Source organism: Idiomarina tyrosinivorans, assembly GCF_003987475.1.
GTDB lineage: Bacteria > Pseudomonadota > Gammaproteobacteria > Enterobacterales > Alteromonadaceae > Idiomarina > Idiomarina tyrosinivorans.
Map to the genome: position 1 here is coordinate 87,542 of NZ_PIQH01000009.1, position 21,921 is coordinate 109,462.

19 protein-coding genes and 2 tRNA genes are annotated in these 21,921 nt (G+C 49.4%); 15 read left to right on the forward strand and 6 right to left on the reverse strand.

Annotated elements, in window-relative coordinates:
• The first annotated feature begins 10 nt into the window (after nucleotides 1-10).
• Nucleotides 11-1,540: a fumarate hydratase gene (locus tag CWI84_RS10030; RefSeq protein ID WP_126842457.1), complete on the forward strand. Its 1,530-nt coding sequence runs from the start codon at nucleotides 11-13 to the stop codon at nucleotides 1,538-1,540.
• On the forward strand, nucleotides 1,540-2,889 hold the full coding sequence (locus CWI84_RS10035; RefSeq protein ID WP_420843727.1) for a DNA recombination protein RmuC: 1,350 nt from the start codon (nucleotides 1,540-1,542) through the stop codon (nucleotides 2,887-2,889). Before CWI84_RS10030 ends, CWI84_RS10035 begins: the two co-directional genes overlap by 1 nt.
• Here CWI84_RS10035 and CWI84_RS10040 read toward each other — a convergent pair.
• Together CWI84_RS10040 and cysZ are read right to left on the reverse strand one after the other, a co-directional pair.
• On the reverse strand, nucleotides 2,868-3,248 hold the full coding sequence (locus CWI84_RS10040; protein WP_126842458.1) for a hypothetical protein: 381 nt from the start codon (nucleotides 3,246-3,248) through the stop codon (nucleotides 2,868-2,870). The genes CWI84_RS10035 and CWI84_RS10040 overlap by 22 nt on opposite strands.
• Before the next feature lie 122 nt (nucleotides 3,249-3,370).
• A complete protein-coding gene (gene cysZ, locus CWI84_RS10045) occupies nucleotides 3,371-4,114 on the reverse strand; it encodes a sulfate transporter CysZ (protein WP_126842459.1) in 744 nt (247 codons plus the stop codon).
• A gap of 161 nt (nucleotides 4,115-4,275) precedes the next feature.
• On the opposite strand from cysZ, the gene smc reads away from it, so the two are divergent.
• From smc to ligA, 3 genes are read left to right on the forward strand one after another with little or no spacing between them, the layout of a single operon-like run.
• The gene (gene smc / locus CWI84_RS10050) at nucleotides 4,276-7,737 is read left to right on the forward strand and encodes a chromosome segregation protein SMC (protein WP_126842460.1); all 3,462 of its coding nucleotides are present in this window, start codon (nucleotides 4,276-4,278) and stop codon (nucleotides 7,735-7,737) included.
• A 25-nt stretch (nucleotides 7,738-7,762) separates the two neighbouring features.
• A complete protein-coding gene (gene zipA, locus CWI84_RS10055) occupies nucleotides 7,763-8,833 on the forward strand; it encodes a cell division protein ZipA (protein WP_126842461.1) in 1,071 nt (356 codons plus the stop codon).
• Between the two features lie 10 nt (nucleotides 8,834-8,843).
• Nucleotides 8,844-10,853, forward strand: a complete 2,010-nt coding sequence (gene ligA / locus CWI84_RS10060; RefSeq protein ID WP_126842462.1) for an NAD-dependent DNA ligase LigA — start codon at nucleotides 8,844-8,846, stop codon at nucleotides 10,851-10,853.
• Between the two features lie 24 nt (nucleotides 10,854-10,877).
• Here the strand turns inward: ligA and CWI84_RS10065 are convergent, their stop codons facing one another.
• From CWI84_RS10065 to gloB, 3 genes are read right to left on the reverse strand one after another with little or no spacing between them, the layout of a single operon-like run.
• On the reverse strand, nucleotides 10,878-11,393 hold the full coding sequence (locus tag CWI84_RS10065; RefSeq protein WP_241968771.1) for a hypothetical protein: 516 nt from the start codon (nucleotides 11,391-11,393) through the stop codon (nucleotides 10,878-10,880).
• A gap of 12 nt (nucleotides 11,394-11,405) precedes the next feature.
• On the reverse strand, nucleotides 11,406-13,001 hold the full coding sequence (locus CWI84_RS10070; RefSeq protein WP_126842463.1) for a LysM peptidoglycan-binding domain-containing protein: 1,596 nt from the start codon (nucleotides 12,999-13,001) through the stop codon (nucleotides 11,406-11,408).
• Between the two features lie 41 nt (nucleotides 13,002-13,042).
• Entirely contained in the window at nucleotides 13,043-13,807 is a 765-nt protein-coding gene (gene gloB / locus CWI84_RS10075; protein WP_126842464.1) for a hydroxyacylglutathione hydrolase, read from the reverse strand.
• A gap of 77 nt (nucleotides 13,808-13,884) precedes the next feature.
• On the opposite strand from gloB, the gene CWI84_RS10080 reads away from it, so the two are divergent.
• The 5 genes from CWI84_RS10080 to CWI84_RS10100 are packed head-to-tail and all read left to right on the forward strand — an operon-like array spanning nucleotide 13,885 to nucleotide 16,666.
• Nucleotides 13,885-14,616, forward strand: coding sequence for a class I SAM-dependent methyltransferase (locus CWI84_RS10080; RefSeq protein ID WP_126842465.1), 732 nt, complete (start codon nucleotides 13,885-13,887; stop codon nucleotides 14,614-14,616).
• Between the two features lie 41 nt (nucleotides 14,617-14,657).
• Nucleotides 14,658-15,410, forward strand: a complete 753-nt coding sequence (locus CWI84_RS10085; RefSeq protein ID WP_126842466.1) for a sulfite exporter TauE/SafE family protein — start codon at nucleotides 14,658-14,660, stop codon at nucleotides 15,408-15,410.
• Nucleotides 15,410-15,799: a rhodanese-like domain-containing protein gene (locus CWI84_RS10090; protein WP_126842467.1), complete on the forward strand. Its 390-nt coding sequence runs from the start codon at nucleotides 15,410-15,412 to the stop codon at nucleotides 15,797-15,799. Before CWI84_RS10085 ends, CWI84_RS10090 begins: the two co-directional genes overlap by 1 nt.
• Before the next feature lie 11 nt (nucleotides 15,800-15,810).
• Nucleotides 15,811-16,239, forward strand: a complete 429-nt coding sequence (locus CWI84_RS10095; protein ID WP_241968772.1) for a YeeE/YedE family protein — start codon at nucleotides 15,811-15,813, stop codon at nucleotides 16,237-16,239.
• A complete protein-coding gene (locus tag CWI84_RS10100; RefSeq protein ID WP_126842468.1) occupies nucleotides 16,226-16,666 on the forward strand; it encodes a DUF6691 family protein in 441 nt (146 codons plus the stop codon). Before CWI84_RS10095 ends, CWI84_RS10100 begins: the two co-directional genes overlap by 14 nt.
• Nucleotides 16,667-16,674: 8 nt before the next feature.
• On the opposite strand, the gene rnhA is transcribed toward CWI84_RS10100, so the two are convergent.
• On the reverse strand, nucleotides 16,675-17,160 hold the full coding sequence (gene rnhA / locus CWI84_RS10105) for a ribonuclease HI (RefSeq protein WP_126842469.1): 486 nt from the start codon (nucleotides 17,158-17,160) through the stop codon (nucleotides 16,675-16,677).
• 48 nt (nucleotides 17,161-17,208) lie between these two features.
• Between rnhA and dnaQ the strand changes: the two genes are divergently transcribed.
• The 5 genes from dnaQ (at nucleotide 17,209) to CWI84_RS10130 (ending at nucleotide 21,910) form a co-directional block, all read left to right on the forward strand.
• Entirely contained in the window at nucleotides 17,209-17,919 is a 711-nt protein-coding gene (gene dnaQ / locus CWI84_RS10110) for a DNA polymerase III subunit epsilon (protein WP_198674510.1), read from the forward strand.
• Nucleotides 17,907-19,205, forward strand: a complete 1,299-nt coding sequence (locus CWI84_RS10115) for a TIGR03503 family protein (RefSeq protein ID WP_241968773.1) — start codon at nucleotides 17,907-17,909, stop codon at nucleotides 19,203-19,205. The genes dnaQ and CWI84_RS10115 overlap by 13 nt, the downstream gene beginning before the upstream one ends.
• 148 nt (nucleotides 19,206-19,353) lie before the next feature.
• A tRNA-Asp gene (locus tag CWI84_RS10120) sits at nucleotides 19,354-19,430 on the forward strand.
• A gap of 36 nt (nucleotides 19,431-19,466) precedes the next feature.
• Nucleotides 19,467-19,543 (forward strand) — tRNA-Asp (locus CWI84_RS10125).
• Nucleotides 19,544-19,735: 192 nt separating this feature from the next.
• Complete coding sequence (locus tag CWI84_RS10130) at nucleotides 19,736-21,910, forward strand: M3 family metallopeptidase (protein ID WP_126842471.1); 2,175 nt, start codon at nucleotides 19,736-19,738, stop codon at nucleotides 21,908-21,910.
• Nucleotides 21,911-21,921 lie beyond the last annotated feature (11 nt).

A 21,921-nucleotide genomic window follows, 5' to 3' on the forward strand; every position in this document is an offset into this window, starting at 1 on the left:
AGAGGTAGTCATGAGCGTTATTCGCCAAGCTGATTTTATTGAAAGCATCGCTGATGCCTTGCAGTACATTTCTTATTACCATCCGTTGGACTTTATCCAAGCGCTAGAAAAAGCCTACGAAAAAGAACAAAGTGATGCGGCTAAAAATGCCATTGCTCAGGTGCTGACCAATAGTCGTATGTCAGCGCAGGGACACCGTCCACTGTGCCAAGATACCGGGATTGTTACCTGCTTTGTAAAAGTGGGAATGGACGTGCAATGGGACAAAACCGACATGACCGTGCAGCAGATGGTGGATGAAGGTACACGCCGTGCCTACACCAACGCTGACAATCCGTTGCGGGCTTCAATCGTAGCCGACCCCGCGGGAGCACGAAAAAATACCAAAGATAATGCACCGGCAGTGGTGCACTTAGATATGATCGCTGGCGACAAAATCGAAGTGATGATTGCGGCGAAAGGCGGTGGTTCAGAGAACAAGTCAAAGATGGTAATGCTGAACCCAAGCGACTCTATTGCTGATTGGGTGGTCGAAACGATGCCGAAACTCGGCGCTGGCTGGTGTCCGCCGGGAATGTTAGGTATTGGTATTGGCGGTACCGCTGAAAAATCCGCGGTGTTGGCAAAAGAATCGTTGATGGAGTCGGTCGACATTCACGAACTCATTGAGCGTGGACCGCAGAATGCCGAAGAAGCATTACGGCTAGAAATTTTTGAGCGGGTTAACGCGTTAGGTATTGGGGCACAAGGGCTTGGCGGCTTGACCACCGTGCTGGATGTGAAAATTAAATCGCTGCCGACGCATGCGGCGTCGAAACCGGTAACCTTGATTCCAAACTGTGCGGCGACACGTCATGCGCACTTCACCCTGGATGGCAGTGGTCCGGCGCAATTAACCCCACCAAAGCTGGAAGATTGGCCACAAGTCACGTTCGAGTTGGGTGATGATGCCCGTCGGGTGAATTTAGATGAAGTCACCAAAGCCGATGTGCAAGATTGGAAAATGGGCGAAACCGTGCTGCTTTCGGGTAAGTTGCTGACCGGTCGAGATGCCGCGCATAAGCGCATTAAAGAGATGCTCGAGCGTGGTGAAGAGCTTCCGGTAGACTTTAATAACCGCTTTATTTACTACGTCGGGCCCGTGGACCCGGTGGGCGATGAAGTCGTTGGTCCGGCTGGCCCAACAACTTCAACCCGGATGGACAAGTTCACTGACATGATGTTGGAAAAAGCCGGCATTACCGGAATGATCGGTAAAGCAGAACGCGGTCCAGAAACCGTAGAGAGCATTCGCCAACATAAAGCGGTTTACCTAATGGCCGTGGGTGGTGCCGCTTATCTGGTATCTAAAGCGATCAAAAAAGCACGCGTTGTGGCGTTCGAAGACCTTGGGATGGAAGCCATTTATGAGTTTGAAGTGGAAGACATGCCAGTGACCGTGGCTGTGGATAGCGACGGGCAGAACGCGCATAGCCAAGGGCCAGCGATTTGGAAAGCAAAAATTGCTGATTTAGATCGTTCATTAGCAGGACAGAAATAATGCAAATGACGCCGCTATTGCAATGGATTGCACTGTTAGCCCCGTTATTGCTGGCGCTATTAGGCATTGCCTATGGCGCCCGCAAGCGCAATGAATGGCTGCAAGCACAACAGCAAATCGAACAACTCCGCGACAGTGTGCTGCGAGCAGAGCTCTTACAGCAGCAGTTGCAGCAAGCGCAAGCAGACGAACAGCAGGCGTTACAACAGGTTGAGCAATGGCGCGAGCGCTACAGTGAGTTGCAAGCGAGTGAGCAAGCGACGGTGGCGCGCTTACGCGAACAGCTACATAACGCCAACGAAAAGTTAGGTTTTCAACAAGACGCTGAGGCGCGTTTGCAGCAACAGTTTGAAAACCTCGCCAATAAAATTTTTGAAGCCAAATCGAAAGGGATGAACGACTATCAACAGCAAACGTTGAAGTCGACCTTGGAGCCGTTCCGGCAACAAATTGAAGCGTTTAAACAGCAAGTTCAGCAACAATATACCGACGAAACTAAAGAGCGTTCGGCACTGAAAAATGAATTGCTGACATTGAAAGAGCTAAACCACAAAATGGCGGCCGAGGCCGATGCGTTAACCAAAGCCCTAAAAGGTGACAGTAAACAACAGGGCAACTGGGGGGAAGTGGTACTTGAGCGTATTCTTGAGCAATCGGGACTACGAGAAGGGCATGAATACGACACGCAAAGCCACCACCGTAATGAAGATGGCAAGAGCTTTAAGCCTGATGTGATCGTTCACCTTCCAAACGACAAGGATGTGGTCATCGATTCGAAAGTCAGTCTTACTGCCTATGAGCGTTATTTTAATGCCGAAGCGGATGCTGATAAGGAAAAAGCCTTAAGCGAGCATGTGCAGTCAATTCGCCAGCACATCAAGCAATTGGGCAGCAAAAACTATCAACAGCTAGAAGGCGTGAAAACCCTCGATTATGTATTGATGTTTATTCCTATCGAGCCGGCATTCCTGTTAGCGGTAGACCGCGATCCTGAGCTCATTAAGTTGGCCTTGGAACACCACATCATGTTGGTCAGCCCAACAAATTTATTAGTGGCTCTGCGCACCGTGCACAACATCTGGCAATACGAGCATCAGAACCAAAATGCGCAAAAGATTGCCAATGACGCGGCTAAACTTTACGACAAGTTTGTGGGTTTTATCGATGACATGGAGAAGTTGGGGGCAAGCCTAAAAACCCTAGACGGTCGCTACCAAGATGCGATGAAAAAACTTTCTAGCGGCCGTGGGAATTTGGTGTCGCGGGTCGAAAAATTCCGCGAAATGGGCGTGCAGTCGTCCAAGCGAATTAGCCAACAGTTGCTTGATCAAGACGATAGCGACGAGTAATAACATGGGCTCACAGCACCAATAATCATCGCTATACCATTCAGGTCGTAGCGCCATAATTGGTGCTGTAAGTGCATTCCTAAATCGCCTTTCGACGGGCTCCCCAGTTTTAATAAGCATTGAATCGCTTGCCCTTGCGGCAGGCTAGCAACAACCTGCATGGCCAGCAATAACTTCTGTTGATCGGCGCGGCAATAACAAGCTAACCATTGCTGCGGAGTAACGGTGCGTTGGGTCGTATCTAGGGCGTGCAATTGTTGTGCGCTGTGGCTCATCAGCAGCAATTGGTGTTGCGGTTGGACGAAGTAATAACCCACCGCCAATTGTTGGGGGTGTTGTTGATGCTGAGTCTGGGGCATAACAGGCTCCGGTGAGAGTGGAACCTTCAGTGTAAAAACGGCATTGTTACAAGACGAGAGTCGCCGGGCGCAATCGAGTATCAGAAAAAGCCGCCCGGCTAAGTACGAAAGTCGCTGTTAAGTTAGCGGTATGGCGTGATTAAGCGTTCTCGAAGGTGGTCTACCCACAGCGCAGTGGCGGCACAAATAGCGACCGGCATAATGAAAAAGTTGAGGATAGGTACAATTGCCAGTAACGCAATGCCAATACCAAAACCAAAGCTTCTACCGCGCTGCTGGTTGAGCGCAGAACGCATGGTATTAAAGGCTAACTTATGGTTATCAAATGGATAATCTAAGTATTGGATGGCCATCATCCAACTTACCCATAAAAACCAAATAATTTGGCCAACCACTGGCAACAGTAATGACAATAAGAAAAAGCCAATCGCTCGCGGTAAATAGTACATGAGTTTCTGTAACTCGCGACCGACGGTGCGGGGGACGTCCTTAATAATACCCAACAAGCCGTCATCGCCAATGCCTTGACCGGTAAGGTGGCGTTCGACTTTTTCTGACAGTAATCCGTTGAACGGCGCGGCGATAATGTTCGTTATTGCGGTGAACACAAACGAAAACAGCACTAACACGGCAATCACCAAAAACGGCCAGACCAGCCATTCCAACCAAGCCATCCAACTTGGCAGCCAGTTCATCAGTTTATCGACATAAACGCCGACCATGCTGAAAAACCAGCTGAAAGCGGCGGCAAAGAGCAGCAGGTTGACGATAATGGGTACGATAACAAAGCGCTTCAGACCTTTTTGCGAGATCAACGAAAAGCCTTGTCCAATATAAGCAAATCCCGATTGGCTGTATGGCTGCATAGTCTTATCCTTGGACCTGTCTAAAGAAGTGACAAGTATAACGGTTTGAACACAAAAAACGCTGTCGTAAGCGTGTTAAATTGTTACAAAGGTCAACAAAGTTTGCTAGAGTCGAGTTCAAGCTTCTAAACCATAATAATAACGCTAGCGAATGCCCAACCATGCGCCTTAAGCACATTAAACTTGTAGGCTTTAAGTCTTTTGTGGATGCCACAAAAGTGCCGTTTCCTGATCAAATGACCTGTGTCGTTGGCCCTAATGGCTGCGGCAAGTCTAATGTGATCGATGCGGTACGCTGGGTGCTAGGTGAGAGTTCGGCAAAGAACCTTCGTGGCGATGCCATGACAGACGTTATTTTTAATGGTTCAACTGCGCGAAAGCCTGTGTCACAGGCGAGTGTCGAGTTAGTTTTTGACAATAGCCTTGGGCGGATACAGGGTGAATACGCCAACTACGCTGAAATCTCAGTGAAGCGTCAGGTTACCCGTGACGGCCAATCTAATTACTTCCTTAATAGTCAGCGCTGTCGGCGCCGAGATATTACCGATCTGTTTCTTGGCACCGGTTTGGGTCCGCGCAGTTACGCCATCATTGAACAAGGCATGATATCGCGACTGATCGAGTCTAAGCCGCAAGAGCTACGGGTGTTTATTGAAGAAGCCGCGGGAATTTCAAAATACAAAGAGCGCCGTAAAGAAACGGAAAATCGGATACGCCATACGCGCGAAAACTTGGAACGTTTAACCGATGTTCGGGACGAGCTCGGGCAGCAGCTCGAGAAGTTGCAACGCCAAGCCGCTGCGGCGGTTCGCTACAAAGCACTAAAGCAAGAGCAACGGCAAAAGCAAGGTGAACTCACTGCGTTACGTTGGCTCCACCAGCAAGAGCATGCGCAACGGCTACGCGCCGATTTAGCCGATCAACAAGCGCAACTGGAACAAGCCATTGCCGAGCAACGCAAGGGTGAGCTGGGAACCACGGAATTTCGTGAGCAGGCTGAGACGTTTAAACAGCGTATTGAAGACCTCCAACAACAGCTTTTTACGGTGTCGAACCAACTGACTCGCCATGAACAACAGTTACAACATCAACGTCAATGGCGCCAACAGTATCAGCAGCGCTTGCAACAATTGCAGCAAGAACAACAACAATTGCGTGAGCAAACTGAGGAAGATCGGTTGGCAGCCGAGCAACATCAACAGCAAGTTGCAGAGCACCAGCCGCAGGTTGAACAACTGGCAGAACGTTTGGCTGCGGCGGAAGAAGCGCTTGAATCGATAGAGTTGCGGTGGCAGCAACAACAGCAGCAGCGCGAGCAATGGCAACAACAGTTACATCAGTTGCAGCGCGATAAAGATCGTTGCGATAACGAGCAACAACAGATTCGCCAAGCGTTGCAATATAGTGAACAACAGCTACAACAAACTGCCGAGCATTTAAGCCAGCTAAAGCAAGAGAATGCGGCACTAGAAGACCCACAACAGCAACGGGATTACCAGCAGCTGCAACAGCAATATCAACAACAGCAACAGCAGCTCGCTGAATGTCAGCAGCAGTTGCAAGAGCTTGATCAACAACTCGACAGTGTCGCTCAACAACGTGATGAAACCGCGCAACAGTTGCATCAACAGCAAGGCCAACTTGCCGCCACTGAGCAACTGTTGGCCCAAGGGCAAGGGGATGATTCGGCAGCACAGCAATGGTTGCAACAACAACATATTCCTACTCTGTTAAGTGAATTAACGGTTGAACCGGAATGGCGAAATGCTTTAGAAAGCGTATGCCACGGCTGGTTGAATGCAGGCTTGGTAGATAATTGGCCGCAAACGTTTGCTGAGGTTGCTGGATTGATGCTGATTAGGGCCGATGCTAGCGCAACGGCACCAGAATGGAGCTTGGCTGCAAAGGTCAGCGGTAAAGCGCAGCGTTGGCAATGGCTTCAGCAAATTTATTGTGTGGCGCAACTCGACAGCGGTGCAGCGCAGATTTTTGCAGAACAGCCGCAGGTGATGTGTGTACTGACACCCAGTGGTCAACAGTTGTGGCGAGACCGCTATCGAATGCAAGCGCAAGATAGCGGCGAGGGGTTATTGCAATTAAAAGCGCGTCAGCAGCAATTGCAACATTCGATAGGGCAACTGCAACAGCGTATTGATACCTTACAACAACAACGCCAGCAAGCATTACAACAACGGCAACAGATACAGCAGCAACACCAACAGCGGCAAGCGACGGTGCAGCAACAACAGCAACAATTGGCTGAAGTTGAAGCGCAGTATCACTATTTGCAAAAGCAACAACAACAAAACCAGCTACAGCAACAACGTTTGCTAGAACAGCAGCAACAGTTGCAGCAGCAAAAGGCTAACCAGCAAGAGCAACTAGAGCAACTTAGCGAGCGAGCGGAAACCTTGCAGTTCGCCTATGAAGAATGCCAACAGCACCCCGTTGAAACGGACGACATGGAACAACAGCGGCAACAACACCGCAGCCAAGTGCAACAAGCACAGCAACAATTGCAAACGGCTCAATTGGCATTGCAACAAGCGCAATCGGAGGCGCGCCAGGCACAGCAATTGGCGCAACGAGCACAGCAACGTGAACAACAAGTAACGGAACAATTGTTGGCGCTGCAGCAACAGCAAGATCCACAAGCGGAAGATGATGAAGCACTGGCGGAGAAACTTGAGCAAGGATTAGCGCAACGCGCCGAATTGGAGCAGCAAATCACCGAACAGCGAGAGCAACTGAGTGAGGTTGAAGCGAAGATTCAGGAACTGAGTCAAGGTCATAGTGGTCTGAGCCAAAGAATAGAGCGGCAACGTGGTCAGGTAGAGTCGTTGCGGATTGAAATGGCGACGATTGACGAACGCCTGCAAACGCTTGTTGAGAGTTTGCAAAATGATCGCCATTCATTGAAAACCTTGTTAGAAGAAATGCCCGAGCAGGCGGAAGAACATCGTTGGCAAGCCGACTTGGAACAAATCCAGCAAAAAATCCAGCGTTTGGGCGCGATTAATTTGGCGGCGATTGAAGAAGCGGAAGCGCAACAAACACGTAAAGCCTACTTGGATGAGCAGAATGAGGACTTACAGGCGGCATTAGAAACGTTAGAAAATGCGATCAAAAAGATCGACCGGGAAACGCGACAGCGGTTCAAAGCAACATACGACGCGGTCAATAACGATCTGCAGCAATTATTCCCGAAAGTATTCGGTGGCGGCTCCGCGAGTTTGGAATTGACCGATGACGATTTACTGGAAACAGGTGTTACCATCATGGCGCGACCACCGGGCAAGAAAAATAGTACTATCCACTTGCTCAGTGGTGGAGAAAAGGCCCTGACCGCCTTATCATTAGTGTTTGCAATATTCCGCTTGAATCCCGCGCCATTTTGTTTGCTCGACGAGGTTGACGCACCGTTAGATGATGCCAACGTGGGGCGGTTCTGTCGATTGGTAAAAGAGATGTCGGAAACGGTGCAGTTTATTTATATCAGCCACAACAAGGTGGCAATGGAGATGGCGTCGCATCTAGCCGGCGTAACAATGCAAGAAGCGGGCGTATCACGGCTAGTGGCTGTTGATATCGATGCCGCAGTGGCGATGACTGAGAGCGCATAACCCTAAAAGGACGGGCAGAGATAACATGGGTCAATTACAGCTTACTTTAACCATTCTTGGGACTTTACTGATCATTGCCATCATTGCGCATGGCTTCTGGAGTATTCGACGTTCTCAACAACACCGCCAAAAGCACAAAGCTGAGAGCGTCAACAACCCTCGAAATACCGACTCACAAGGTTTTGATCAAGACGGTATCGGTTCAGTACGAGTGGTAAAAAAGGCGGCCAGAAAAGTCAGTGATGTTGCTAAACAGGCTACTCAGCAGAACAAATCGAAGCACCAAAATGAGGCGCAAGCAGCTGAATCGAAAGCTGAGCCGCGGGTAGAATGGAATGACGATGCCGCCGACAGTATTGATAGTGAGCAGATCTCCATGTCGTTAGCTGATGATACGATCGCAGAAGATGAAGAGTTGCCGAGTCTCCGTGTTGAGAAAGATGAAAAGCCAGCAGCGCAACCGCAACAACAAAGCTTACTGATTGATGAAGAGCCTGAGCAACAGGCAACGCCGAACCCTGCTAATCAGACACGCTCAGAGGCGCAGTATTCTGGCGTCCAGGATAAGGTTGCTGAACGAATTGAAAAGGCAGATTTGTTCGCGACTGATACACAGGAAGAAGCGCCTAATCCGCAACCAGATGAAGTAGTAGCCGAGCCCGAGCAAGTGATTGCACTGCATGTAAAAGGCGTAGTGCAGGGCGCCGTATTGCTGCAATTAATGACCGAGTTAGGGCTGAAGTTCGGTGAGCTGGGCATTTTTCATCGGCATGAAACGACAGCAGGAACCGGTCCGGTCATTTTCAGTTTGGCCAATATGTTTAATCCAGGCACCTTCGATTTAGACAACATAGAAAACTTTGAAACTGAAGGCGTAGTGCTATTCCTTACTTTGCCGGTGAAATATGACCCACAACAAGCATTCAATATGATGCATAACGCAGCCTCGAAATTAGCTGCAGAAATCCCGCAAGGACAGGTGTTAGATGGCGACCGCAATCCGCTAACGCGCCAATCAGTGCAACATATTCACCAACGCATTCGTGAATTTGAGCGCCAACAGTTAATCAATAAACGTAGCCAATCTAAGCAGTGAGAAGTCGCTTATGTCGAGTACCCCAAAGCAGCGTATCGCAGAGTTATCGGCACAAATAAGCCAATATAACCGTGAATATTACGAGGCAGATCAGCCAACCATTCCTGATGCCGAATATGACCGGTTATTTCGCGAGTTACAGCAGTTAGAGGCCGAACACCCGGAATTGGCAGATGCAGATTCTCCCACCCAGAAGGTCGGTGGCCAGCCGCTGACGGCGTTTACCTCTGTTGAGCATGAGTTACCCATGCTGTCTTTGGATAACGCCTTTAGTGATGAAGAACTAGCACAATTTATTCAACGCATTGAAGAACGTTTGGATATCAGTGCCGCGATAGCGTTCTGCTGTGAGCCCAAGTTGGATGGTGCCGCAGTCAGCCTGCTGTACGAAAACCAGCGTTTAGTGCGGGCTGCAACGCGTGGCGACGGCCAGACCGGCGAAGACATCACGGAGAATGTCAAAACCATTAAGAACATTCCGCTAAAGTTGCGCGGCGATGCACCGCAGCGGGTTGAAGTGCGAGGCGAAGTGTTCATGCCGCTGGCCGGCTTTAAACGCTTTAATGAGGGGGCGCAACAACGTGGTGAGAAAGTATTTGCTAACCCACGTAATGCGGCTGCTGGCAGTCTACGCCAACTGGATTCGCGCATTACCGCTAAGCGTCCGCTGCACTTTTACGCATACAGTCTTGGCGCTGTGAGTGATGAACAGGCGCTCGCTGATAGCCATTATCAACGTTTACAGACCCTAGCTAGCTGGGGCTTACCAATTTGTGATGAAGTTCGCCGAGTTGAGCAAGCGCAGGATTGCCAAGCCTACTATGAAGATTTATTAGAACGGCGGCAGCAACTTGCCTATGAGATTGACGGCGTGGTGTTTAAAGTGGATGCCATTGCCTTACAACAAGATCTCGGTTTTGTCGCTAGGGCACCGCGCTGGGCCATCGCGCGCAAATTTCCTGCGCAAGAAGAACTGACCCAATTACGTGACGTAGAGTTCCAAGTTGGTCGCACCGGGGCTATAACGCCGGTGGCGAAATTAGATCCCGTGGCCGTCGGTGGGGTGGTGGTCTCAAACGCAACCTTGCATAACGCCGATGAGATTGAACGGTTGGGCGTCAAAATTGGCGATACAGTGATTATTCGCCGCGCGGGTGATGTTATTCCTCAAGTTGTTAGTGTGGTTGAAGCTCGCCGCCCAAGTGATGCTAAAGCGATTGTGTTCCCCAGCGTTTGTCCGATTTGCCAATCCCATGTCGAGCGCGTCGAGGGCGAAGCCGTAGCGCGCTGTAGTGGCGGCCTAGTGTGCTCTGCCCAACGTAAGGAGGCGATTAAACACTTTGCCTCAAGAAAAGCGATGGACATTGATGGGCTGGGTGACAAAATTGTGGATCAATTAGTCGAGCGCGAACAATTATCGAGCCCCGCCGATTTATATCGATTAACCGAAATCGACATTGCCAGCTTAGAGCGGATGGGTAAAAAGTCTGCACAGAACTTGGTCAAGGCAATAAAAGCCAGCCAACAGACCAGCTTGGCACGCTTTATCTATGCATTAGGGATCCGCGAGGTAGGTGAGGCAACGGCACGCAATTTAGCACGGCATTTTGGTGATTTTGCTGAACTTCGTAAAGCCGATGTGGACGCCTTAAAGGCGGTTCCTGATATTGGCGATGTCGTGGCAAAGCACATCGTCCACTTCTTTGCTGAAGCGCATAATAATGATGTCGTTGATGCCTTACTCGAACACCTACAGTGGGACGATGTGAGCGTTGCAGAACAACAGTCGAACGACCTAGCTGGTAAAACCTACGTGTTAACTGGAACCCTACAAAGTATGACCCGCGATGAGGCAAAACAGGCGTTGCTGGCACATGGCGCTAAAGTTTCTGGGAGTGTATCAACGAAAACGAGTGCCGTGATTGCTGGTGAGAATGCGGGGTCAAAACTGAGTAAAGCGGAAAGTTTAGGGGTCGAGATTTTAACTGAGGACGATATGAGAGCGTTACTGGGCCTGTAATGATAACAGGGCCCAGTCATACAATTATTCTTCGCCGCCGTGCAAGTCGAGGTCTTTGATATAGCCTGAGCCACTGATATCGGCTACGCCATTTTCATCAAACTCAAAAATTACGGTAGGGTGAGTGGTATTGAAGAGATAGTCTTTATCATCAATTTTAACCAAGAAATCGCCCATAATTTCGCCATCACGCTCATCCTCTGGGAGTTTTCTCACCCATACCCGATGTTTGCCTAGGTGGAAATCAAAGCCATGAAGAAAGCCATTAGAAAACTCGGCAACGTAGATGTTGCCGGCATCGTTTATGATCATATTGAGAATATAATTTGGCGGTACTTCATCAACATGAATTTGTGACTGACCCGCGCGGAAGTAGTGCTCATCGAACACCGTCTTATATTCAAAATCAAAGTTGATGTTATCGACACGCCCCGATGGGTATGTCACCGTACCTTTTCCTTTCTCTAACCAGTCCGCATGCGCAGTAAAGGTTAGCGTCATCAGTATTAGGGCAAACCCCCATTGCAGTAGTGCTTTCATATGTGTCTTCTTTTAGCTGCTTGAGCTCATCACATCAATTAACAAGGTTAATTGTTGCCCCGGCTGTAAATAGTTCTTCCGTGTAATTTGGTTCCACTTTTCAATTTGACCAATGGTCACGTTAAAACGCTGGGCAATGCGTGCCAGTGAGTCACCAGAGCGAACTTCGTAGGTGACTTTACGAATGACGGCGCCTTGGCGGCTGGTGTCATTCATCCAAATCGCAAGCTTCTGGCCAGGACGAAGTGGGTCCGTTGGAGCCATACTATTCCAACGCGCTAAACTGCGCAAATTAACCTTGTAAGCGCGGCTAATATCCCACAAGGTATCGCCATGTTGCACAGTATAGTCGATGCGGTAAACACCATGTTTGATATTTTGTTTGTGTTCACGGCGTTCGTTCATTGACAAAGTATATTCGTCTAAATCACGTGTTGCGACTGGAATGAGTAAATAGTCGCCAGCATGGATTAAGCTGCCGCGAATGTTGTTAGCCTGCTGAATTACTTCTGGAGTGGTGTTGTAGTGCTTAGCTATTAACAACAAATTTTCGCCCGACTTCACTTTGTGGCGCGTCCACGTTAGCCAATCATCGGGAGAGGTATCGGCTAGTGCTAAATGAAATTGGGCAGCATTCACTTGCGGCAGCAACAAGCGGTGAGGTCCCTCTGGCGCGGTCGCCCAGCGGTTGTAGCCAGAATTATAGCGTTGCAATTCCTCTAAGCTCATGTCTGCCATTTCGGCTGCCTTCGCAAGGTCAATTTGGCTGGGTAGCTCCACCATCGCCAATTGTGCTTGGTTGCTGATAGGCGCCCAGGTAATGTTGTAGCTGTCGGCATTCTTTAATATATCCGCTAATGCCAATAACTTCGGCACATAGGCGCGAGTTTCGCGCGGTAAATCTAGCGCCCAGAAATTGGTCGGTTTATGGGCGTTACGGTTTTTCCGAATAGCGTGAGCGACTCGGCCCTCGCCGGAATTGTATGCGGCGAGTGCATTTAACCAGTCGCCGTCAAAGTAATTGTGTAGTGCCTCGAGGTAGTCGAGTGCCGCATTAGTGGCGGCATAGACATCGCGACGACCATCGTACCACCAATTGATGTCTAAACCGTAATGGCGAGCGGTGCTAGGAATGAACTGCCAGACGCCGGAAGCTCGGCCATGCGAGTAGGCAAATGGGTCGAAGGCGCTCTCTACTATTGGCAATAGAGCCAACTCCAGTGGCATGTCACGCTTTTCGATTTCTTCGACAATCATGTACAAAAACGGGCGTGCGCGATTTGCCACACGTTCAAGGTACTCAGGGTGTTCGAGATACCAATTGCGTTGCACTGCAACGCGACGATTATCAGGCACAGTTAAACGTAATTGGCGTCTGATACGTTGCCAGAGATCCGCTTCTTCGCTAGGCAACAGCTCCTTTGGCGGAGTGTAACTCTCAATAAGTTCGACTTCTGCAACGGCCTTTTTCGCAGCAGGGTTATTGGTGACGCGTTGCTCTTGGGCTTGGCTATCGTCGCCACTCGCTTGCCAGTTAGACAACCAATCGGGTGTCGTCTGACATCCAGAAAGTAGCGCTGCACTGAGCAGGGTTAGCGTTTTTTTCATGTAAGTCTCTCGCTCAACTTCTTGGCATGACTGCACGTTTTTTAATTATTGTCTTTCCACTGCCGTATTGCAGCGAATACTTCGGCGTTCGAGCTTAACGAACGCCCGCTGTGTTGTTCTGCACTCTGCTTCACTGCAGGCTGGTCAAAGCGTAAGAACGGATTGACCGTCATCTCCACTGCCATTGTTGATGGCAAGGTCGTTTGTTGTTGTTGCCGTTGTTGCTCTACGCGCTGGGCGAAATGTTGCAAGAACGTATTGTTGGGTTCGACTTTTTGCGCAAAAGCGACATTCGCTTGTGTGTACTCATGTGCGCAATAGACTTGCGTTTCGCCAGGGAGTTCGCGGAATTTTTGTAAAGATGTGACAAATTGCTCAGCGGTGCCTTCAAACATTCGACCGCACCCTGCAGAGAACAACGTATCGCCACAAAATAGGCTTGGCGCCGAGTAATAGGCGATATGGTCCAGCGTATGACCCGGACATGATAGCACTTGGACGGGCGCGTTAAATAAATCACTGACAAAGCGGTCGCCGTCTTGCTGGACATGAGTAATGTCTGGGCAAGCATCCTTTGGGCCACGAACCGGGCAGTCATAGGCTTCAACCAGTTCAGCTACACCACCAGTATGGTCAGCATGGTGGTGGGTAATCCAGATTTCAGCGATACTGCATTGATGTTGTTGCAACCACGCCATCACCGGTTGGTGATCACCGGGATCGACCACAACCACTTGTGAGTTTTGTGGTGCTTGTACTATCCATATGTAATTGTCGTTAAATGCGGGTACGGGTACCACTCGCATAACATTCCTCCAATGCAGATCTGGCGTTATCACGCTATAGTCTGTAGGTGATTGCTATAGTATAACAGGATTATGTTGTGGAAAAAAAATACACCGTAGCCGAGCGCCAAGATGCTCGCCCGCTCACCTGGCAGGATATGCCCCACGGTGAATATCTGCGACAGCAATTAAGCCAGTTGTTGGCTACCTGGCAACACCGTGTGTATGGCCAAAACTTGGCTCAGGTTGGCGAGTTAAGTTGCGAACTGAATAATGCTTGGCCGGCAATTCAACGGCAACTGCGGGTGGCTGAGCAAGCGCCTGGCCAGGTTAGGGCGCGTGACACCGCTTGGCCATTTGCGTTGGAAAGCTTAGATGCCGCAATTTTAGCGCACACCCTTAACTTTTCCGCTGATCCCTATCAAGTGCTGCGTGAGGCAACCCAATTACTTCGCGCCGATGGCTATTTATTCATTGCGGGTTTTAATCCGTTTGCGTTATCCATGTTTAGTGGCATTCGGATTGCACAGCAGCCACCACATCCTTGGCGTGGACAGTTTTACCGCAAGCAACGGGTATTGGATTGGTTGCGTGTATTGAACTACGAAATCCTAGATTGCCAATATTATGGCTGCTCATTGATGGTTAGAGATTGGCGCGCGGAGTCGCTGGTGTTTCAGCGGGCGAGCAAACATTTACCCTGGTTGCGCTGTTGTTATTTTATTGCTGCGAGAAAGCGTACGGTTCCATTGCAATGGCTGCCTAACACCCGCCTCAAGACCAGAAAATTTCAAGTAGCGAGTGCACGATTGACCACTAAACTTGACTGATGTATTATCGGTTATAAGTATATATTAAAAGGTTATATGAGATGTGGTTGGCATTCCTTGGTGCAATAGTGATTGGCATTAGTCTTGGGCTTTTTGGCTCGGGTGGCTCTATCTTAACGTTGCCGGTGTTGCTATACGGTCTGCAAGTTCCCGCGAAGCTTGCGATCGCAGCTTCGTTGCTAGTGGTCGGCGCGATAAGCGTGATCAATGCCACCCCTCGGGCACTGAACAAAACCATCCCTTGGCGGCATGTGGGACTGTTTGGCGGGAGCAGCATGCTGGGTAGCTATTTAGGCGCCTGGATGGGCTCTCTGGTGAGTAGCCAATGGCAATTGATTGTGTTTGCATTATTGATGTTCAGCGCGGCGTTCTCGATGTGGAAGCGACAGCGTGCCGACAGTGGTCGACGCCCAGCTACCTTATTGCTGCTCACTAGCGGCTTTTGCGTCGGGGTCGTTACCGGCTTTGTTGGTGTCGGTGGCGGCTTTTTAATTGTACCGGCGTTGGTGACGCTAGGAACCCTTTCACTGGTACAAGCGGTGTCTGCAAGCCTAGTGATCATTACTTTGCAAGCCAGCGTGGGGTTTGTGCAATACTGGATACAACTTGATTTAACCTGGCAACGCCTGCCGTTAACAGCGTTGGCAGTGCTTATTGTTGCTGGTGCGTTAGGCAGCTTTGTTGGGCAACGGTTAGCCCAGCGCTTGCCCGCAGCAACGTTAAGAAGAATTTTTGCCGTGTTCTTATGGGGCATGGCAGCGTTTGTCATTTGGCAACAATTACGAGGTGGATAATGAAAAATGCAAAATCGTTAGTCGACGAGGCACGAGCTGCCGTTAAAGAAGTTTCGATTGATGAATTAGAAGCGGCACTGCGCCAAGGCGCACGGATTATTGATGTCCGCGAACCGGCTGAATTTGCCCAAGGGCATATTCGCGAAGCGGCAAACATTCCGCGCGGCATTTTAGAAATGAACGTCCATCAACACCCAGATGTTGCAGGCTACGAGGATGCTCTGCAGCGAGCTGCTGCTGAGCCGTTATATTTGATTTGTCGTAGTGGCGGTCGTTCAGCGCTTGCCGCTGAAAGTTTGCAACGAATGGGCTTTGACAAAATTTATTCGGTTGCTGGTGGAATGCAGGCTTGGGAGCAGTCGCATAAGCCTATGGTTAAAGAAAGCTAGGAGAGCAAACGATGATGACGGAATTTACTCCATGGTCTGCCGCCATCGGCGGCATACTGATAGGGCTTGGTGGATTGGTACTTTACCTTTTTAATGGCCGTATCGCAGGCATTTCAGGAATTACTGCTGGTGCATTATTTCAGCGCGGTGGACGCGGCTGGCGTATCGCCTTTGTCGCCGGTTTGGTAATAGCGCCGGTAGTGATTGCACCCTACATAGAGCTGCCGGCTTGGCATGTGCCAAAACTGTCTATTTGGACCTTAGTCGCCGGCTTACTTGTTGGTTTAGGGACGCGTTGGGGCAGCGGCTGTACCAGTGGTCATGGAGTCTGTGGCGTCAGCCGCTGGTCGATGCGTTCGCTGGTCGCAACCATTATCTTTATGCTCGCCGGTGTCGTGATTGCCAGCCTGTTTGGAGGGGTCAGTTATGTCACAGCATAATCAGTCAAGTGGCGCACAAATTGTTGCGGCGTTTATTAGTGGCGGACTGATGTCTGCCGGTATTGCTATCTCGCAGATGATTGACCCAGTGAAAGTCATCAACTTTTTGGATGTTGTCGACCATTGGGATCCGACATTATTAGTGGTAATGGCAAGCGCACTGGTGACTTATGCCATTGGCTACGCGTTGCTCAAACGTCAACGCAAGCCGTTACTGGATAAGCACTTCCACCTGCCCGAACGCACCAAACTGGACAAGGGGTTAGTGTTTGGGGCGTTATTGTTCGGTCTTGGCTGGGGCATTGTTGGCTACTGCCCAGGCCCTGCTATTAGTGCACTGCACTTAGGTGCGGCAGGCAACTGGGGCTTTGTTGTCGCAATGGTTGTCGGGTTTGCTATTGCGCACTTTAAACCGCTAAATGGGTAGCGCTGACATTAACTGCTCGTGGATGTGGCATCGAAGCCATTGTCCTCGAGCAGGTTTGGCGACTCTGCCGCGCTTCGTGCCAACTCATCACAGCGTTCGTTTTCAGGATGTCCAGAATGGCCTTTGACCCAGTGCCAGCGAACCTCATGGGGTTGGCAGGCTTTGTCTAAACGTTGCCAAAGGTCGACATTTTTTACCGGCTTTTTGGCCGATGTACGCCAGCCTTTGCGCTTCCAATTGGCCAACCAACTTTGAATACCGTTTTTTACGTATTGACTGTCGGTGGTGATATCCACCTGACATGTCCGCGTTAGCGCCTCCAATGCCACTATCGCGGCAAGTAACTCCATCCGGTTGTTAGTGGTTAAGCGATAGCCCGCACTCATTTCTTTACTGTGTTCACCGTAACGCATGACCACGCCATAGCCACCAGGACCTGGATTGCCGAGACATGAACCGTCGGTGTAGATCTGAACTGCTTTATTCCCTGCCATAGATATTGCTACTATGCATCCTTAATGTTGCGGCCAGTATAACAGGAATTGATCATGCGTCAGGTGGTACTTGATACCGAAACTACAGGGATTGACCCGAAACAAGGGCACCGAATTATTGAAATCGGTTGCGTCGAACTCGAAGGACGCAAGCCTACGGGGCGGCATTTCCATGTTTACATCAATCCGCAAAGGGTGGTGGAAGAAGAAGCCATCGCTGTGCACGGAATCACTAACGAGTTTTTGGAAGATAAGCCCGTATTTGCGCAGATAGCAGACGATTTTAAAGCCTTTATCGACGGTGCTGAATTGGTTATTCATAATGCCCCGTTCGACGTCGGCTTTATGAACCATGAGTTCGCCTTACTGGGAAAAAATTATCCGCCTGTTGAGCAGTTTTGTGGGATATTGGACACCTTGAAGTTGGCGCGAGAAATGCGTCCTGGACAACGCAACAGTTTAGATGCCTTGTGTCGCGCATTTGCAGTAGACAACTCTGCGCGGGAACTCCATGGCGCGTTATTGGATGCCGAAATTCTTGCGGATGTCTATCTTGCAATGACGGGTGGCCAAGTGAAGCTCGACTTAGCCAATCAGCGCCGCCAGAATCAGCAACAACAGTCCGGCGATAGTATTCAACGTATTCAAAATCCCCCAACACTAAAGGTATTGCCGGCTACTGCCGATGAAATAGAGGCGCACAAGGCGCGTTTGGCATTGGTAGAAAAGGAAGGGGGCAACTGCTTGTGGCAGCAGTGAAGCGAAGTTTCGGAGTATTGCTGGCGGTATTTTTTAGCACCTCAGTTGCCGCTTATAGTGGGCAACAAGAGCAACCGCCTCAGAACGGTGATTATGCCGGTGTTGACCTACTCAATGGCCCGCATGACAACCAATTGCCGCTAAAAGGGCAACGTTTCCGGATCGATAATCAGGTGGATAAAATCACCTTATCATTTTTTCGACAGCCGAAAAGTAAGCCGGTGATTCTAATTTTGCCTGACGGTACCAAGTGGTATGACTCCAAGCATCCGAGGGAAAAAGTCACGTGGTTTACTGATGAAAATTTCGATCTGATCCAAATCGAAAAGCCGCAGCCTGGTCCTTGGCAAGTGATTGGTCAATTAGATCCGCGTAGCCGCATAGTGGTGGTATCGGATATTGTTTTTAAGACCGAGGTATTGCCGAATCCGATGTTTCAGCATGAACGGTTAAAGGTATCGGGCACGCTGTATAATGGCGATAAACCGGTGGATACCTCTTTGTTTCGCCAAATCGTCAACCTTGACGTACTGTTCATTAGTAGCAACAACCCAGATTATTCTAATTTTGGTGTGAAGCCGACCCGGGTTGCACAATTTCTCGATAACGGTAAAGGTTATGATGAAGTGTATGGCGATGGACATTTTACTGGATTGCTGGAAATTGACGTCGAAACCGGTGAATACATTCCAACTTTTGAACTCAACACGCCGCTGTATGAGCGAAATTTTGAAAACCCCACTACCATTGTTGAGCCCCTGCCTGTGACCTTCACAGCGAAAACCGCGGAAAAGGCTGAAGGCGAGCATAAAGTGGAGGTTTCTGTAAACGACCAAGTGGTTAAACCAGGGTCTGTCGCGATTAATGCCAGAGTGATGTTTCCAAATGGCGGCGAAAAGACATTCTCTTTGGCGAATGTGGAAAATTTCCCTGCAACTATTGAAATTCCTAATTTAGCCTACGGCCGCTACGTGATGGATCTTGACGTGTTTGCCACTACTGTTGGTGGACGAGAAATAACTGCCAAGATTACAGGTTTTGATTTTATTGCAAAAGAACCACCGCCACCACCTCCATCTGCCGCTGAGCTTGCTGCAGAGAAGCGTCGGCAAGAACAAGCGCGACTGGAACGCGAGCGAATTGCACGGGAAAAAGCCGAGTATGAGGCAATGATTAATGTGATTATTATTGTGGTCATTAACATTGTTTTAATTGTCGCAGCCGCCGCTGGCGCAATGTTCTGGATGAAGCGAAAAAAACGGCGTGCTAACGCTGAAAAAGCTTAACTCACGAAGCTTAAATGGTGAAAAAATAGCTGTTTCGGCGGTAATTTGTGCAAACAATCATTTTTAATAAAAAAAAGGTTGACTCTATATCACCTCGCTCGTAATATTCACGCCGCGTTGAGGGGCACAGCCCTCAACAGGCGACAGCGGAGTGGTAGTTCAGTTGGTTAGAATACCGGCCTGTCACGCCGGGGGTCGCGGGTTCGAGTCCCGTCCACTCCGCCATTTTCGCCTCAAGTTACTGTGCATCCCCTATTGCGCGGAGTGGTAGTTCAGTTGGTTAGAATACCGGCCTGTCACGCCGGGGGTCGCGGGTTCGAGTCCCGTCCACTCCGCCATTTTTCAGAGTAAGTTCCCACGATTCATTGGCAATTTTTCAACCCGTATTTCTCTCAGAAACGTTCGGTACCGCAGTTTTTGCCGTGAATGGCTATTGAGCCTGAGTCCGTCTGCCGCTAAAGTGTCTTACACCATTATTCAAGGAATCACGCAAATCAGCGTGTCCAACTTGCGTGTAAGGGAGAACAATAATGAAAATGACACTGGTAGCTGCAGGTATTGCAGCCGCATTATCCGTCGCCGCATGTGGCGACAACACCACAACTAGCGACAAGCAAAGCGGTGCCAATGCTGAAATGTCGCAACAGGCAGCGACGGCTAATCCATTCTTTAAGCCAGCAACATTGCAGTATGGCGCACCAAACTTTGATCGGATCAAGTTTGAACATTTTGAACCAGCATTTCGTGAAGGGTTGAAACAGCACAATGAAGAAATCGCTGCAATCGCTAATAATAGCGAAGCACCCACATTCGAAAATACCATCGTTGCAATGGAAAAGTCAGGTCAACTGCTAAGCCGAGTCTCTGCGGTGTTTGATAATTTTGCCAGTGCAGACAGTACGCAAGAAATTCGTGATTTAGAAGAGAAGTTGGCGCCTGAATTTGCCAAACACAGCGACAACATTCATTTGAATAGAAAACTGTTTTCGCGCATTGAGACGTTGTACAAGCAAAAAGACGCATTGGGTCTAGACCCCGTTTCAATCCGCTTAATTGAAGAAACGTACAAAGAGTTTGTTCAAGCGGGCGCTAAACTGAGCGACGAGCAACAGCAGAAAATTCGAGATATCAACGAAAAACTCTCTAGCCTTACGACAGACTTCCAAAGCGCGTTGTTGGCAATGAAAGATCAGAGCGTGGTGTTTGTTGATGACGTCGATCAGTTAAAAGGTTTAAGCGATAGCGAAATAAAGTCACTGGCGAATCAGGCTAAGGAGCGCGGTAAAGAAGGTCAATATGCGATTGTGATGAGCAATACCACCCGCCATCCAATTTTATCGCAGTTGGAAAACCGCGCGCTGCGCAAACGAGTGTGGGAAGCATCAGCAAACCGTGGTTATGGCGGCACTGAGGCAGACACTCGTCCGATCATCAAGAAAATGGTGCAACTTCGCGCGGAAAAAGCACAATTGTTAGGATACGACAACTGGGCTGACTATGTCTTGGAAAGCCGGATGGCGCAAGACCCCAAAGCAGCGAAGAAAATGCTCGAAGATATCGTGCCAGCGGTAGTGAAAAATACCAAAGCAGAACAGGCTGATATTAAAGCCATGATGAACGCTGATGGCATTGAGGGTGACGTGCAACCTTGGGATTGGTTGTATTATGCGGAAAAAGTACGGCAGCAAAAATACGCAATCGATGCTGATAAAGTGAAGCCGTACTTTGAGTTTGAACGCGTGTTAAAAGATGGCGTATTCTTCACCATGCATGAATTGTATGGGATTACTTTTGAAGAACGCAAAGACCTGCCTGTTTACGAACCTGACGTTCGTGTATTTGAAGTGAAAGATGTAGACGGTAGTTCAATCGGATTATTTTATGCCGATTACTTTACTCGCGACACTAAACGCGGTGGTGCGTGGATGAGTTCATTCCGGATTCAAAACGGTCTATTGAACCAGAAGCCGGTAATCATTAACAACTTGAATATCGTTAAGGCACCAGAAGGGCAACCGACCTTGTTGAGCTTTGATGAAGTGCAAACCATGTTCCATGAAATGGGACACGCGGTTCACGGGTTGTTCTCGGATGTGAAATATCCGTCGCTGGCGGGCACTAATGTACCACGTGACTTTGTCGAGTTCCCATCGACGTTCGAGGAAGATTGGGCGTTGAATCCTCGGGTTATCGCGCGTTATGCGAAACACTACAAAACGGGTGAACAAATCCCGCAAGCACTACTCGATAAGTTGTTGGCAGCGAAAAACTTTAACCAAGGCTTCGACACTTTAGAGTACATGGAAGCCGCGTTGCTTGACCTAAGCTTCCACACGGTAGCACCAGGAACGGTGATTGATGATGTGGGTGCGTTTGAGGAAAAAGCCTTGAAAGACAGTGGTGCGTATATGAAAGCCGTACCACCACGTTACCGCTCAACGTATTTCCAGCACGTTTTTGCTGGCGGCTATTCAGCAGGTTACTACGCGTACCTATGGAGTGAAGTATTTGCTGCAGACGCGTTCAAGTACATGCGTGAACATGGCGGCCTGAAATTAGAAAATGGGCAAGCGTTCCGCGACAACATCCTTTCTAAAGGCAACAGCAAAGATCCGATGCAGCAATACATCGATTGGCGAGGCCAAGAGCCAAGCATTGATGCATTGCTAGAGCGTCGCGGACTGGAAACCGAAGCTAACAACTAAGATTCGGTAAA